The sequence below is a fragment of the Bacillus mycoides genome (genome assembly GCF_018742245.1).
Taxonomy (GTDB): domain Bacteria; phylum Bacillota; class Bacilli; order Bacillales; family Bacillaceae_G; genus Bacillus_A; species Bacillus_A cereus_U.
Window position 1 is genome coordinate 3,516,528 of sequence record NZ_CP036132.1, and the last position, 16,719, is coordinate 3,533,246.

The following is a 16,719-nucleotide window of genomic DNA, read 5'->3' on the forward strand; positions in this document are numbered from 1 at the left end:
TCACCCTTAACTATACACACTCTGTAGTCCATTTTAATGCGCTTAGACCCATCTCAATGATGTTAGATAGCTTGAGAGATAACTTGCCCTTTGAAACTTGAGTAATCGATCTAATCATCCGTAAGAATGAAGTCTTCCCCACACAAATAGACATTCCCTTTTATCCCGCTATTTGCGGGCAGTAGACTCCCACCTCAAAATTCGGCGAATACGAGGAAGTTAGGTGGGAGATAACTGCCCGTAACTGCCCGTAACTGCCCGATTGGTTCAACTAATAATTAGTGGGGGATAAACCTCCCCACTAATTAAAGTTTCACTTTATCATTTCATCTTGTCCTATTGAAAAGCATATTGCTTTATCCCTATACACATTATCATAGTATAGAGCCTTTAGCCAACTTTAACGAAGAAGAAGCCTTATCCTATATTACATTTCACAGTTAATGAACATGCTATTTTTATACAACGATTTATATATTATTTTATCATTCTGAATTTTCTAAGTAAACAAATCTATTAATTATTTTTATTCACTCAAAAAGAAGGTTGCCAAGTGGCAACCTTCTCTCCGATCATTACATAAATTCAGCAACAAGCTCATCAAACATTTTCTGATCCATATTTAAATCAGCTTGCACTAAAGGCTTTTCACTATAGTCTTTTACAAGCTCTTGGTAAGAAGGCTGCTTTGTATTTTGATAAATTAAACCTGTTACTAACCCGTTCTTTTCCATTAATGTTTGCATAGCCATCATGCGGTTAGATGGATCATATCCTTCTACTGTACTTAGTTTCGTTAAATTCTCTTTAAACCAATCATAAGTATTTACTTTATTGTAAGTAACACATGGACTAAATACATTAATTAATGAAAAGCCTTTATGGTTAATACCAGCTTCAATAATTTGCGTCAATTCTTTTAAATCACTTGAAAAGCTTTGCGCCACAAATGTCGCACCAGCTGTTAAAGCCATTTCCATAACATTTAGTGATGGTTCAATTGAACCTTGTGGTGTACTTTTCGTTTTAAATCCAGCTTCACTACGTGGTGAAGTTTGACCTTTTGTTAATCCGTAAATTTGGTTATCCATTACGATGTACGTAATATCAATGTTACGACGAATAGAATGGATCGTATGTCCCATACCAATCGCAAAACCATCACCGTCACCACCGGATGCAATAACTGTTAAATCACGATTTGCCATTTTCACACCTTGTGCAATCGGAAGAGCACGTCCGTGAATACTATGCAAACCATATGAATTAATATACCCTGAAATACGACCTGAACAGCCGATACCAGAAATAACAGCTAGCTCATCTGGATTTAAACCAACGTTAGCTGCCGCACGCTGAATCGCAGCCTGCACCGAGAAGTCTCCGCAACCTGGGCACCAGTTTGGTTTTACACTGTTACGAAAGTCCTTAAATGTTGCCATTTAATACAACCCCTTTTTTACATTCGTTGTAAATCTCTTTCGGCAAGAATGGATTTCCATCGTATTTTAAAAGACTAGAAATTTTCTCACCATTGCCAAGATTCATTTTCATAATGTTAGCAAGCTGACCAGTTGCATTGTTTTCTACTACTACAACACGCTTCGCTTTTTTCACAAGTGGATCGATTTCAGCTGTTGGGAACGGATGAATTAAACGTACATGGGCATGGTTTACTTTCATTCCTTCTTGTTCCAAACGCTGCATTGCCTCTTCGATCGCACCACGAGTTGAGTTAAAGCCAACTAACAATACGTCTGCGTCATCATGCTTAGCATTTTTGTAAATAGGGGTATTAAACTGCAAGTTCGCCATTTTACGGAAACGTTTGTCCATTTGATCTTTACGATTTAACGCTGATTCAGATGGTTTACCCGTTTCATCATGTTCTACACCTGTAACATGGTGAATACCATTTTTCATACCAGGTAAAACACGTGGTGAAACTCCATCTTCTGTTACTTCATAACGCTTGAAGTATGCTTTATTTTCACGTTCTGGTAATTCTATTTCTAAATCAAGCTTACCGCGACGAATTTCAACTTTATCTAACTTAAGTGGTTCTACTGTTTGCTTTCCTAAAGAAAGCTGTAGATCTGTTAAGAAGATAACAGGCACTTGATATTCTTCTGCTAAGTTAAACGCTTCTACAATATCATAGAAAGCTTCTTCAACTGTACTTGGCGCCATTACGATTTTTGGAATTTCACCATGCGTTCCGTAAATCATAGCCATTAAGTCAGACTGCTCTTGTTTTGTTGGTAAGCCCGTACTTGGACCACCACGTTGTGTATCAATGATAACTAGTGGTGTTTCAGTAATACCTGCTAAACCAATTGCTTCCATCATTAATGAAAGACCAGGACCAGCAGATGCTGTTAATGTACGAACACCAGCGTAGTTTGCACCGATCGCCATTGTACAAGCTGCGATTTCATCCTCAGTTTGGATTACTGTTCCGCCGACTTTCGGTAACTTTTTAATTAAATATTCCATAATTTCAGATGCAGGTGTGATTGGGTATGCGGACATAAAGCGAGCACCACCAGCTACCGCACCAAATGCGATTGCATCGTTTCCAATCATAAACATGCGTTTCTTACCATCAGCTTTTTCAAGCTGCATCATGTTTACTTTCTCACCAAGCAATTCTTTCATATATTGAGAGCCGCGTTTAATTGCTTCCATATTCTTTTGAACGACTTGCTCCCCTTTACGACCAAAGATTTCTTCAACAACCTCTAAATAAGCTGTTTCGTCTAACCCTAATACCGAACTAGATGCCCCAACAGCAACCATATTTTTCATTAATGATGTGCCTAACTCTGAAGCAATATCTGTAAACGGTATCACATATAGATTTACATCTGTATTATCAGGTATTGTTGGATTAAATTTCGCATCCGCAACTACAATTCCGCCCGGACGTAGTTCGTGGAAGTTAAAATCAATTGTTTCTTGATCAAAAGCAATTAAAATATCTAAATCATCTGAGATCGCGCGTACTTCTGTTGTACTTACACGAATTTTATTATTTGTATGGCCGCCTTTAATACGTGATGAGAAGTGGCGGTAACCGTATAGGTAATATCCTAATCGGTTTAATGCAATACAGAAGATTTCCCCTGTACTTTCAATTCCTTCACCTTGTTGGCCTCCAACTTTCCATGAAAGTTGACTAATCATCTCCTACACCCCTTTTGGCTGCATTCATTGTAGTGTATTTTTTTACAGTATTAGTTTAGCATTTTTTATGCAAATAAACTACAATGGACGCAAATTATGCCTCTTCTGATTTCCCTTAATCTTTAGTATAATGCTATTTCGTTCACCATTCTAGTATTAGGTCTTAAAAAAATCAATAAATTACCGCGAGTAAAATTTTTTTCTGATTTTTTAGAAATTAATAATCAGAAAGTAATACGGTCAATAAAATTTTTATACAAAAAATGCTCTACCATTGATTCACTATACTTTTTACAAAGTTGGTTAATTATATTTTCATAATCCCTATATACTTCTACACCTACAACAGTTTCTAAAATCCCATCAAAATCAGAACCAAACCCTATATTTTTCTCTCCACCTAATGAACAAATATATTCCACATGCCTTAATATATCTGCTATATTCGCTTGTCTTTCATTCGTTAAAAACTGTGGTACGAAAGTAATACCAATAATGCTATTTTTCTTTATAAGAGCTCTTATTTGTTCATCGGTTAAATTGCGTGGATGCCCACAAAGTTGATAACAGTTTGAGTGAGATGCAATTGGGTTTTCAGCAATGTCTATAACATCCCAAAAGCTTCTTTCATTTAAGTGAGACACATCCGTCCATAAATATAACGTATTAAGTTCTTGTACAACCTGTCTACCAAATGTAGTTAAACCTGCCCCACGTGCCTCTAGCGCTCCATCAGCTAGCAGATTGGCATAGTTCCATGTCAATCCAAAGGAACGTACACCTAAGCGATAAAACAAACGTAATTTCATCGCTTCTTTTCCAATTGCTTCGCATCCTTCTAATGTTAATAATGCTCCAATCTCGTCCTGTTTTAGCATGTTAATATCGTTTTTTGTCTGAATAAACTTCATTCCTGGTAGCGATAAAATTTCATTATGAAAAATATCTATCATTTGCAGCGCAACTTCAAAACGATTTTCATACGCTACTGTTTCTGGTACATATATAGCAAAGCATTGTATACTTCCTTTTCTTTTCTTTAATTGTTCAAATGTAATATGTAATTGTGAATCGTTTTGAAAGTCTTTTTTCCCCTTTGCACTCCATAACTGAAAGAGTACATCGCAATGCGCATCAAAAATTTTCATTTTCATTCCTCCATTACAAAAACAACCTGTTTGCATACATGCAAACAGGTTGTTTCAACTTAACGAGGTTCTACAATTAATTTTATTGCTGTACGCTCTTCACCATCAATCATAATATCTGTAAACGCTGGGATACAAATCAAGTCCAAACCGCTAGGCGCTACAAATCCTCTTGCAATTGCTACTGCCTTTACCGCTTGGTTCAATGCACCTGCACCAATAGCTTGAATTTCTGCTGTTCCGCGTTCGCGAATAACACCTGCAAGTGCACCAGCTACAGAATTAGGGACCGACGTTGCTTTAACTTTTAATATTTCCATTCCGCGTTTCCTCCTCGTTTCTATAAAAAGTAATAGCAATTATTTCACTTTAACTTATATTCACGAGGAATGACACGTATTCCTGCTAAATTCCTGTAATTTTTCTAAAAAATTAAAATATAAAAAACTCTCTAACTTTTCATTAAAAATCAATCAAAAAACGGCTGGTCATCATTAATTAAAATACGCTCAATTTTCTTCGCTTTCCCTGTATTAGGATCCACATCAATTAACACTGCACTTAATTGCGTTCTACCATTCGTCACTTCAAAACGTACTGGTAAGTTCGTTAAAAACTTCTTCAATACCGCTTCGCGATCCATACCTAAAATCCCATCATATGGGCCTGTCATACCAACATCTGTAATATAAGCTGTTCCGCTTGGTAAAATACGATTATCAGCTGTAGGAACGTGTGTATGTGTACCAACTACCGCTGTAGCACGACCGTCTACGTACCAACCTAACGCCTGCTTCTCACTTGTTGTTTCAGCATGAAAATCAACAAAGATAATGTTTGTACGTTTTTTTGCAATGCTGATTAACTCATCCACTTTACGGAATGGACAATCGATTGGAGGAAGGAAAGTACGTCCTTGTAAGTTAATAACTGCAACTTCTGTTCCATTACAATTTACAAAGATAAGCCCTTTTCCCGGCGTCCCTTCTGGGAAGTTAGCTGGTCTTGCAAGATATTTTGCATCATCAATAAACTCAAATACTTCACGATTATCCCAAGCATGGTTTCCAAGCGTAACCGCTTGTGCCCCGCACTCTAAAAAGTTTCGATATATTTTTTCCGTAATTCCACGTCCACCCGCAGCATTTTCTCCATTAATAATTGTTACTGTAGGTGTATATTTTTTCTTTAAAGCCGGTACGTACTGTTGAATCATGTCTCTACCAGGAGATCCTACTACATCCCCAACAAATAATATTCTCATATGTCTTACCCTTTCTATGTACTACATTTTTTATTACCATACTATAACTTGAAGCTATTTCCTTACAACAGTTACAATTTATCTATTATAAGTTTCTTTCACTTACATACTGCTCATAAAGTGAAACTATAATCAGTGGGGGGTGTTCATCCCCACTGATTATTAGCCTTCACCAATCGGACGTTAGCGCTGGATAAATAGTTTTCTTTATTTTACCCAATTCCAACACAAAAAAATAAAGTGGTGTTTCACCACTTTATTTTGCGTATTCCACTGCACGTGTTTCACGAATAACAGTTACTTTAATATGTCCTGGATAATCCAGTTCATTTTCAATACGTTTTCGAATATCACGAGCTAAACGATGAGCTTCTAAATCATCAATTGTATCTGGTTTTACCAGAATACGAACTTCACGTCCTGCTTGAATTGCGAAAGATTTTTCTACACCTTCATAAGACTCTGAAATCTCTTCCAACTTTTCAAGACGACGAATGTAGTTCTCAAGCGTTTCACTACGAGCTCCCGGTCTTGCAGCTGATAATGCATCTGCTGCAGCAACTAGAACTGCAATGATAGAAGTTGGTTCTGTGTCACCATGGTGAGATGCAATACTGTTTATTACAACAGGATGCTCTTTATATTTCGTTGCGAGTTCAACACCAATTTCAACGTGACTACCTTCTACTTCATGATCGATTGCTTTTCCAATATCATGTAACAGACCAGCACGTCTTGCTAGTTTTTCATCCTCACCAAGCTCCGCTGCCATAAGTCCAGTTAAGTATGCAACTTCCATAGAGTGTTTTAAGACGTTTTGTCCATAACTTGTACGGTATTTTAAACGACCTAAAATTTTAATTAAATCTGGATGTAAGCCATGAACACCCACTTCAAACGTTGTTTGCTCTCCGACTTCACGAATATACTCGTCCACTTCACGTCTTGATTTTTCGACCATCTCTTCAATACGCGCTGGGTGAATACGTCCGTCCTGTACTAGTTTATCAAGAGCGATACGAGCTGTTTCACGACGAATCGGGTCAAATCCAGATAGAATTACCGCTTCTGGTGTATCATCGATAATAAGGTCAATACCTGTTAACGTTTCTAACGTACGAATATTACGACCTTCACGTCCGATAATACGTCCCTTCATTTCGTCATTTGGAAGATTTACAACCGAAACGGTTGTTTCAGCAACATGATCAGCTGCACATCTTTGCATTGCAAGAGATAAAATCTCTTTTGCCTTCTTATCCGCTTCTTCTTTCGCGCGAACTTCACTTTCTTTTACCATAACGGCAATTTCATGAGAAACTTCACTTTCCACTTTACCAAGAATAATTGCTTTCGCTTGTTCGCGGGTCAGATTGGAAATGCGCTCTAATTCTGTTTGTTGCTTTTGAACTAACTCTCCCACTTTGCTTTCCAACTCTTCAATCTGTTGTTGTTTCGCTACAAGAGATTCCTCTTTCTTTTCTAACTGTTGCTCGCGCTTATCGAGCGTTTCGTCTTTACGATCAAGGTTCTCTTCTTTTTGCATTAAACGATTTTCTTGTTTTTGTAATTCGCTTCTACGGTCACGAATTTCTAATTCAGCTTCTGTACGAAGTGTATGAATTTCATCCTTTGCTTCTAAAAGCGCTTCTTTTTTAAGTGCTTCAGCATCACGATTCGCTTCGTCTAGAATACGTTTTGCTTCATTAGCTGCACCATTAATCTTCGCTTCAGCAATAGACTTTCGAACAAAAAAGCCAACAACTGCACCGACTGTTGCAAGCAAAATGGAGATGAGTATCCAAACTGTACTACTCATGATTTCACCTCCCCTTGCTATGAATGAAAAAAGACTGTCGGCATGTACATTGAATTACAACGTACAGCAAAGACCGTCGTCCCGCTTTTTTAAGGGACTTTCTTCATTTCACAATTAAAATGTCATATTATTATTTCGGCAAGATTTAAGTCTTACTCCGAATATTACTTCTCTTCTTGAGAAGAGTGTATCGTATATAAGAAAAAATATACATTCTCATTGTATCTATCGCAATTTTCATTGTCAAGCGTTGTCTACTTTTACTTTCTTTACCTTCAGCCCTGAATCTTATATGGATTAAAAAAACAGACGGCATATTATCCTGGAAAACCTTAGAAAATCCCAATTCATTCACTTAAAATATATAAATATTCCCCTTTACACATAGCCTTTTGGATAGAATAAATATTTTATCTCCAGCTATATACAACGCTTTCATAGTGGATTAAAAAATAAAAGACACGGTCCCGTGTCTTTTATTTTTTAATCTTGACGAGTTGAATCTTCCGTGTCTTCAACACCAGAGTTTTCACCAATTCCGTGATGTTCACGAACAAAGAAGGCAATTTCTTCTCTTAAATCCGTATTCTCTTTTAAGAATTGCTTCGAATTTTCACGACCTTGTCCTAAGCGTTCTTCATTATAAGAGTACCAAGCACCGCTCTTTTGAACGATATCAAGTTCAGAAGCCATATCTAAGATTTCACCTTCTCTTGAAATACCTTCTCCGTACATAATATCAACTTCAGCAACACGGAATGGCGGTGCAACTTTATTTTTAACTACTTTTACTTTCGTTTTATTACCAACGATGTCATTACCTTGCTTTAATTGCTCAGCACGACGTACTTCAAGACGGACAGTTGAATAGAATTTCAACGCACGACCACCTGGAGTTGTTTCTGGGTTCCCGAACATAACCCCAACTTTTTCACGAATTTGGTTGATAAAGATTGCGATTGTTTTTGATTTGTTGATTGCACCTGAAAGTTTACGAAGTGCTTGTGACATTAAACGTGCTTGTAAACCAACGTGAGAGTCACCCATGTCCCCTTCGATTTCGGCTTTCGGTACAAGAGCTGCTACAGAGTCAATTACGATAATATCAACCGCGCCACTTCGTACAAGTGCTTCTGCGATTTCTAGTCCTTGCTCCCCTGTATCAGGCTGTGATAATAGTAATTCATCGATGTTAACACCTAATTTTTGTGCATATACAGGATCCATCGCATGCTCCGCATCGATGAACGCCGCTTGTCCACCTTGACGCTGCACTTCCGCGATTGCGTGTAATGAAACTGTTGTTTTACCTGAACTTTCAGGTCCATAAATTTCAATAACACGGCCACGTGGGTATCCGCCTACCCCTAGTGCCACATCAAGTGCTAAAGAACCACTTGAAATTGTAGAAATTCTACGCTCCGCTTGTTCTCCTAATTTCATAATTGAACCTTTACCGAATTGCTTCTCTATTTGTTTTAACGCCATATCTAATGCCGCTTGACGATCGCTCATTCAAAATTCCTCCTTAACTAAATTGCTAATCTCATTATACCTATTTTCAATTCAATTTGCCAACAAAAATCGAACATTTATTCGATTTTTTTATTTTATATCTAATAAAACTAGATTTTCCCACAAAAAAAGCTAGAAGAAATTTATATCTCTTCTAGCTTTTTAAATAAATGATAAAATCCATATTTTGTAGAGCGTTCTCTAATTTGTTGACGACTTCCACTTAAATTAAGCGAGAAGACTACAGCTGGTTCCTCTTTAATCGCCAATCCAACAAATACTGTTCCTGGCTCTTTATGCTCTGAAGCATCCGGTCCTGCCACCCCAGTGAAACTAATCCCGATATCTGCTTTTAACAGTTTCTTTACATTTTCAGCAAGATAACGAGCACACTGCTTACTAACCGCGCCGTCAGTTCGTAACACTTCTTCAGGTACATGTAAAATTTGTTGCTTCACATCATTTTGATAACAAATGACACCGCCTTTAAATACAGACGAGACACCAGCATTTTCTGTTACTTGATTTCCAAAAAGACCACCTGTTAAACTTTCTGCACATGCTAAAGTTAACCCTTTTTCCTTCAATAGCCTTATTGCCTTGTAATGAAGGAAATCTTGGTCATATCCGTAGAAAAATTCTCCTACTCTTTCTAAAATCAAATCTTCCACATGCTGAATCAGTTTCTCCGCCTCAGCAGCATCATGATGTTTGGCAGTTAAACGTAATGTCACTTCTCCATCATTTGCAAGTGGTGCAATGGTTGGATTCGTTTGTCCATCAATTAAATCTTGAACTTTCACCTCTAATTGAGATTCCCCAATACCGAAAAAACGAAGAACACGAGAATAAATATTTTCCCCCGTTGTAAACTTACATAAAAAAGGCTCTACGTAACTTATATACATCGGCTTCATTTCTTTTGGTGGTCCTGGTAATAAAATATAAACTTTTCCGTTCTTATTTAACCCCATACCAGGCGCCATACCGTGATCATTCGCAAATACAGTCGATCCATTTAAAACGAGCGCCTGCTTTTTATTATTCTCCGTAAATTCACGGCCTGTACGCTTAAAATAATCGCTTATCGATGTTAATGCCTTTTCATCATACACAAGCTCTTCATCTAAACTAGACGCTATTGTTTCTTTCGTTAAATCATCTTTTGTCGGTCCTAATCCACCTGTAAAAATGAGCATATCAGCTCGTTCTTCAGCCAATTCAATTGCCTTCTGTAATCGCTTGTTATTATCCCCAACAACAGTATGGTAGTACACGTTAATTCCGATTGAAGCTAACTTTTCAGATAAAAACTGGGCATTTGTATTTGCAATTTGTCCAAGTAATAATTCCGTTCCAACCGCAATAATTTCAGCATTCATCCCAATTCCCCCATAAACTTCTATTTTGAGTTTACAAAAGCATCTTTATTTTTCCAGAAATAATCCCATCCTGAAATAACGGTAAAGAATAATGCAATCCATATGAAAATATCTGCAACTGGAATATGAAGTAAATTTAACGGTACATCATGTAATAAGTATGCTGCAATCGCAATAATTTGTGTCCATGTCTTAATTTTCCCTAGCTGATTTGCTGCAACTACTTCCCCTGTCCCAGCAAGTACAAGGCGTAAACCTGTTACTGCAAACTCACGGCTTATAATTACAATAACGATCCAAGCAGGTACATATTGCATCTCTACCAACGTGATAAGTGCTGCAGAAACAAGTAATTTATCTGCTAACGGGTCAAGGAATTTCCCTAAATTCGTTACAAGATTATATTTTCTTGCATAATATCCATCAATCCAATCTGTAGCTGAAGCAATTATAAAAATTAGTGCTCCTGCTAAATGTTGAATTGGTAAATTGACATCACCAATTGTATATGAGCCCCAGTTAAAGGGCGCTAGCATAATTACCATAAAAACTGGAATTAAGCAGATTCTAGATATTGTAATTTTATTTGGTAAATTCACAGCTATTCCTCCATCATGTCAAAAACATTTGTTCATTGAAAAAAGTCATCGAAGCGATGACTGTTATTGCAGAGCTTGCCCTATCCCTTGGTTTTTTATCACCAATCTTTGGTGATATTCTTTTGCTGGATCTAATGGGAAAGTAACCACTTGGCCATTCAGTTTAATTTCAACATTCGGTGCATTTCCAATATTAAGTCGCACTTCTTTTACTGTTGATAAATCACGTTTTTCTGTTTGACCACTTTGTACGGTAGTGTTTAGAATTTCGTTATCCGCATCATCTTTAACATCTACATAGCTTGCACCCTTGCCTGAGATTTCCAGTTCTAATGTTTTATTATTATGAATTTCAAAAGTAGACACCTTACCACTCGTTCCAACTAACTTCACTTCTTGTTGTCCAGTTGGTTGCGCTGGTTGCTCCTCTTTCTTTGGTTCTTCTTTCTTTGGCTCTTCTTTTTTAGGTTCTTCCGCTTTCACTTCATCTTTCTTCGTATCTAGCGGAGAATCTTTTGCTTTTTGAACCTCAATCTTCTCACTTTGAGCATTCGGAACTTGCCTATCATCTTTTCCAGTTAACGCTTGAATAACAAACCAGACTACCACTCCAAATGCGATTACTAACAACACAATCAAAATTTTTGGCATATGATCTGCAATTGGCCATGATGAAGATTTTTGCATTGTTTCTTGTGTTTTTTGTCCAGTTGATACTTGTGGAACTTCACGATTTTCAGATTGTGGTATCGTACTCTGATATTCTACAAGCAGTTCCTCTCCATTTAATCCAACAGCATCTGCATATTGTTTAATGAATGCACGCGCATAAAAAGCTCCTGGCAACACACCATAATTGCCTTCTTCAATCGCTACTAAATGGCGTTTTTGAATTTTTGTAATCTCATGCAGCTGATCAATAGATAAGCCTTTCGCTTCTCTTGCTTCTGTCAGCTTTTGTCCTAATTCCGTCACTACTAACACCTCAATATTTCTTTAAAAGTCGAACATAGAGAAATTATTTTGCGTACCTTGCTCAATTTCATCTACTAAATTATATTGAATTTCTTCATCATAATCATTACGCAATTCGATAATATAATCAAAATCATCCAATGTGTATTCTGACTGACTCACAAACACATCCGGATGTTCCACAACTTTCGTTGCAGGCAATCTCATGATTTCACGAACGAGCTGCCAGTGTCTTTCATTGGCACGCTTTGTCGACACAATTCCATCTAGTATGAAAATATTATCGTCGCTATACTCATCTTCAATCAATTGGCTACGAACAGTTTGCTTAATGAGAGTAGATGATACGAATAACCATCTCTTATTTGCACAAACACTTGCGGCAACAATAGATTCTGTTTTTCCGACACGAGGCATTCCTCGTATCCCAATTAATTTATGACCTTCTTTTTTCATTATCTCCGCCATAAAGTCTACAAGTAATCCTAGTTCATCACGCACAAATCGAAATGTTTTCTTATCATCTGCATCTCGTTGTATGTACCTACCATGTCTAACTGCTAGCTTATCTCTAAGCTTTGGCGGACGATATTTCGTTACCGTTATATTATCCATCGTATTTAAAATTGATTCAAGTCTAGAGATTTGTTCTTGATTATCACACATAAGCAAAAGTCCGCGTCGTGCATTATCTACACCATTAATTGTGACAATATTGATGCCAAGCATACCGATTAACGAAGAAACGTCACCAAGTAAGCCAGGTCGGTTTTTATGTATTTCATATTCAAAATACCATTCAATCATCCAAGATCACTCCCCCACGCTTACTTTACACCTACGTACTATATTATATGATTTCACCTTAATAGGGAAGCTAAATGTATAATCTATTCCTCCTAATTATTATACAAAAAAAGTAGAGAGGAGCTTCTCCTCTCTACTTTTACTTATGTTGTACAAACTTCACCATTAAATTTGCGATTGTATGTTGCTCTTGTTCATCAGCAACTTTCCAAAGCTCAGACAATAATTTTTCTTGATCGTTGCGCGCTTCTACTTCATTTGCTAAATAATCACCAACACGAAATGCCATATCTGATACGGCACCACCATCAAGCCCTTTCCCCCCCGCTTGTTCTAAACGTTCTCCTAAAAAGCTCTTCCACTGATCAAAATTATCTAACACTGACATGTTTAAGCACCTCACTATTGAGTAATAGAATCATGCTTAATTTGTGCATTTTTTTATTTTTTATGTAAGAAATTTTTAGCAATGCCAACCGCCATTGACTCCAATAATTTGCCCCGTAATATAAGAAGCTCCTGGCGAAACAAGGAAAGAGATTGTTTTTGCTACCTCTTCGGGTAGTCCTATTCTACCTAATGGAATATCTTCAGCAATTTCATTTTTATCATCTTCTGAAAATACATTTAACATTTCTGTTTCGATCGCACCTGGCGCTACCGCATTAACGCGCAATCCACTTAAAGAAACTTCTTTCGCTAAAGCCTTCACATATGAATTTTGTGCACCTTTCACCATTGAGTACAGCACCTCACAAGACGCTCCTATTTGCCCCCAAATAGATGAAATAATGACAACATTACCACTTCTCCGCCCGATCATTGGTGGAAGCGCCATCGATAGAAGTCTATATAAACTCTTTACTTGAAGCTCCACCATATAATCTAATTCTTCATTAGTAACATCTGTTACTAATCCAAAGATACTCTTTCCAGCTGCGTATACAATAACATCAATAGGATGTTCGATTTGTCCCCACAATTTCTCCGCTCCATCGATAGAAGCTAAATTTGCTTGCACAGGAATCACTACATCAAATTCCTTTTGTAACTCCTTTACCTTCTCTTCGCTTTTATTATAATGAATATAGACTGTGTAACCATCCTCAATTAACTGCTTCGAAATAGCAGAGCCAATCCCTCCGCTTCCTCCAGTTACTAATGCATACTTTTTCATAAATTCCCTCTCTTATCTTTTATGTATAAATAAATAATACCCTCATCTTACCATTTGGCAATAACCAAACGTTAGATGAGGGATATAGATACTGCGTTTTTCATTCACATATTACTTCACTTTTTTGGCAACACTTGGCAGACACTCATTTTCTCTTCAATTAATAATGTTTTTGCTGCTTGTTGTAGGTCTTGAACAGTTAATCCTTCTAACACTGTAAGAGCATCAAATAAACTAGATTCATTAAACGCATATCGTGTAAACTGATTTGCAATATATTCAGGTGAATTCAACGATCGTAAAAATCCGCCAATTTTCTTTTTCTTCACCCGTTCCAGCGCAGTCTCATCTAACTGATCATAATTCGTTTGTAGTAAAATACCTTTTAATTGTTCTGCCAATTCATCAGGTTGCTTCGTATCTCCACCAACCATTGCAAAACCGAAGTTATTTTCTTCTGTATAGTCATACGAGAACGAATCATCAATAAGACCTTCATTATATAAAGATTCGTAATGAACTGACCCTTTTCCAAATAAATAATCTAAAAGTAATGTAAGCGCAATTTCTTGTTTTAAAAGGGCTTGCCCTTTTTCTTTTAAATTCGTTGCCTTAATACCAACTAAACATTTTGGAGTTTGGACAGGCATTGAAATAATCTTTTTCTTTTCATTTACTTCTTCTGGTTCCTCTTCAAAAGAGCGAACGATTTCCGGTTGATTTTCGTAATCTTTTTTCGCTTGATTTTCACGAACTAAATCCATTGTTTTTTCAGGATCAATCGCTCCAACAACAAATAATAACATGTTGCTCGGATGGTAAAAAGTCTCATAACATTCATACAGTAGGTCTTTTGTAATTTTACTAATAGACTCAATCGTCCCTGCAATATCAATTTTAATTGGATGTTTCACAAACAAACTATCGATTAACCCAAAGTATAAACGCCAGTCTGGGTTATCTTGGTACATTTGAATTTCTTGACCGATAATACCTTTTTCTTTTTCAACCGTTTTTTCAGAGAAATACGGTTCTTGTACAAAGTCTAACAACGTATTTAAATTGCTTTCTACATTTGATGTACAGGAAAAGAGATAAGCGGTTCTTGTAAAAGATGTAAAAGCGTTCGCTGAAGCACCTTGTTTACTAAACAATTGAAACGCGTCATGGTCCTCTTTTTCAAACAATTTATGCTCAAGGAAATGAGCAATTCCATCTGGTACACGAGTCATGTCTTCTTTTCCAAGCGGAACAAATGTATTATCAACAGAGCCGTACTTCGTCGTAAATGTTGCAAATGTTTTGTTGAAGCCTTGTTTCGGTAAGATATATACGTCTAATCCATTCGGAAGTTTTTCATAATATAGCGTCTCTTTTAATTGCTCATACACAATTTTCTCCATTTATTCTCCCTCCGTTCCATGTAAAAAGTAAATTGTATCTAGTTCAATATTATTAGCAACTTTCACAATCTCTTCTTTCGTCACGCTTTCTATGCCCGTTAGCCATTCTTCAACTGGACGCGTACGCTCTGAGATTACCCCGTGATAAAGCATTTCAACAAAACCACGTGGTGTATCAATTGCCTCTAAGATTTGATTTTGAATTACACTTTTCGTTTGCTGAATCTCTTCCTCTGAAAAATCACCGCTTTGCATTGCTTTCATCTGTTCTTTAATAATTTCAACAGCTTTTTCAAAGTTCTTCGCTTCAATCCCAGACATAACGAATAGCAAACCTTTATGACTTTCAAATCTCGATGCTGCATAGTACGCTAAACTATTTTTTTCACGGACATTTACGAATAACTTCGAATGAGAAAACCCTCCAAATAATCCGTTAAACAATTGTAATGCAAAATAATCTTCATCTTTATACGTAATGAATGTGCGATAGCCGATATTTAATTTACTTTGCTTTAGTTCTTGTTTTTCAACAATTTCTTTTTCTTCATTATTTCGTTTATGAAGAAGTACATTTCTTTCTTTCCTAGCGCGAGGTGAAATCGAAAAATACTTATTTACAAGCTCCACAGCATCTTCTGAAATGTCACCAATGATATATAAATCCATTTCATCTTCAGCTAACACTTTTTGATAATATTGATACAAACTTTCATTTGTAATAGAAGCAACACTCTCTTTTTTCCCATTTGCACTTAAGCGATATGGTTCTACTTTGCACATTTCTTCAATTAAACGCTCGTTTGCATAACGCATTTTATCATCATAAGTAGCTTCAATTCGTTGCAAGAGTGCTCGTTTCTCACTTTCTACAATAGAAGATAGAAAACCGTCCCCTTCTGTTGCTGGATTTAAAACAATATCAGATAACATAGAAAGCGCCTTTTCAAATAACGGTGGTGCATCGCGTAAATATGTTTCATTTGCAATGTCTACATAAATAGAGATGATATGGTCTTCCCCTTTTTTACTTACATCTACCGCTAAAGAAGATCCATATAATTCTTCTAAATATTGACGAAGACGAATTACAGAAGGCAGTTTTTCTGTCGCACTTTGCAATACGTACGGCAATAGAGCACGCTCTGTCACCGTCTCCTCATTTAAAGGTGCTTTAAAACGAAATACAAAGGTATTTGTTTTAAATTTATCAGTCGGAATAATATGTACTCGCAAGCCACCTAATTCATGCAGTTGCTGTTCCATTAGTTTCATTAATAGCCCTCCTTTACGTATGTAGGAATATTCCTCTTCAATATACAGTTTTTAGAAATAAAAAATCAACTTTTCTTCCTTATTATGCTTACATTTGATTCTTTCTAAAAACTTTAATATGTAAGGAACATAGTAAAATTCCGTATTAAATATATTCTATGTAAAAAAG

At 36.6% G+C, this 16,719-nt stretch carries 15 protein-coding genes; all 15 read right to left on the reverse strand.

The window, feature by feature from the left end; translation table 11 throughout:
* Nucleotides 1–575 precede the first annotated feature (575 nt).
* The gene (locus tag EXW56_RS17900; RefSeq protein WP_002088040.1) at nt 576–1,442 is read right to left on the reverse strand and encodes a 2-oxoacid:ferredoxin oxidoreductase subunit beta; all 867 of its coding nucleotides are present in this window, start codon (nt 1,440–1,442) and stop codon (nt 576–578) included.
* On the reverse strand, nt 1,429–3,186 hold the full coding sequence (locus EXW56_RS17905) for a 2-oxoacid:acceptor oxidoreductase subunit alpha (protein WP_002111328.1): 1,758 nt from the start codon (nt 3,184–3,186) through the stop codon (nt 1,429–1,431). The genes EXW56_RS17900 and EXW56_RS17905 overlap by 14 nt, the downstream gene beginning before the upstream one ends.
* A 224-nt stretch (nt 3,187–3,410) precedes the next feature.
* Entirely contained in the window at nt 3,411–4,334 is a 924-nt protein-coding gene (locus tag EXW56_RS17910; protein WP_215596828.1) for a dipeptidase, read from the reverse strand.
* Between the two features lie 59 nt (nt 4,335–4,393).
* On the reverse strand, nt 4,394–4,654 hold the full coding sequence (spoVS, locus tag EXW56_RS17915) for a stage V sporulation protein SpoVS (protein WP_000404341.1): 261 nt from the start codon (nt 4,652–4,654) through the stop codon (nt 4,394–4,396).
* A gap of 149 nt (nt 4,655–4,803) precedes the next feature.
* Nucleotides 4,804–5,598, reverse strand: a complete 795-nt coding sequence (locus tag EXW56_RS17920; RefSeq protein WP_002014601.1) for a TIGR00282 family metallophosphoesterase — start codon at nt 5,596–5,598, stop codon at nt 4,804–4,806.
* 256 nt (nt 5,599–5,854) lie between these two features.
* A complete protein-coding gene (gene rny / locus EXW56_RS17925; RefSeq protein WP_002111330.1) occupies nt 5,855–7,417 on the reverse strand; it encodes a ribonuclease Y in 1,563 nt (520 codons plus the stop codon).
* Between the two features lie 483 nt (nt 7,418–7,900).
* Nucleotides 7,901–8,932, reverse strand: a complete 1,032-nt coding sequence (recA, locus tag EXW56_RS17930; protein ID WP_002014599.1) for a recombinase RecA — start codon at nt 8,930–8,932, stop codon at nt 7,901–7,903.
* 143 nt (nt 8,933–9,075) lie between these two features.
* Nucleotides 9,076–10,314, reverse strand: a complete 1,239-nt coding sequence (locus EXW56_RS17935) for a competence/damage-inducible protein A (protein WP_002199555.1) — start codon at nt 10,312–10,314, stop codon at nt 9,076–9,078.
* A gap of 20 nt (nt 10,315–10,334) precedes the next feature.
* A complete protein-coding gene (gene pgsA, locus EXW56_RS17940; protein ID WP_002199554.1) occupies nt 10,335–10,913 on the reverse strand; it encodes a CDP-diacylglycerol--glycerol-3-phosphate 3-phosphatidyltransferase in 579 nt (192 codons plus the stop codon).
* A 63-nt stretch (nt 10,914–10,976) separates the two neighbouring features.
* Nucleotides 10,977–11,888: a helix-turn-helix domain-containing protein gene (locus EXW56_RS17945; protein WP_215596829.1), complete on the reverse strand. Its 912-nt coding sequence runs from the start codon at nt 11,886–11,888 to the stop codon at nt 10,977–10,979.
* Between the two features lie 21 nt (nt 11,889–11,909).
* A complete protein-coding gene (locus EXW56_RS17950) occupies nt 11,910–12,695 on the reverse strand; it encodes a DUF3388 domain-containing protein (RefSeq protein ID WP_000574107.1) in 786 nt (261 codons plus the stop codon).
* A 139-nt stretch (nt 12,696–12,834) separates the two neighbouring features.
* Nucleotides 12,835–13,083, reverse strand: a complete 249-nt coding sequence (locus EXW56_RS17955) for a DUF3243 domain-containing protein (RefSeq protein WP_000114449.1) — start codon at nt 13,081–13,083, stop codon at nt 12,835–12,837.
* Between the two features lie 75 nt (nt 13,084–13,158).
* On the reverse strand, nt 13,159–13,872 hold the full coding sequence (gene ymfI, locus EXW56_RS17960; RefSeq protein WP_002111338.1) for an elongation factor P 5-aminopentanone reductase: 714 nt from the start codon (nt 13,870–13,872) through the stop codon (nt 13,159–13,161).
* 116 nt (nt 13,873–13,988) lie between these two features.
* Nucleotides 13,989–15,275 (reverse strand): EF-P 5-aminopentanol modification-associated protein YfmH, encoded by a 1,287-nt coding sequence (gene yfmH / locus EXW56_RS17965; RefSeq protein WP_002111339.1) that lies wholly within the window; start codon nt 15,273–15,275, stop codon nt 13,989–13,991.
* Complete coding sequence (yfmF, locus tag EXW56_RS17970) at nt 15,276–16,550, reverse strand: EF-P 5-aminopentanol modification-associated protein YfmF (RefSeq protein ID WP_098988368.1); 1,275 nt, start codon at nt 16,548–16,550, stop codon at nt 15,276–15,278.
* Nucleotides 16,551–16,719 lie beyond the last annotated feature (169 nt).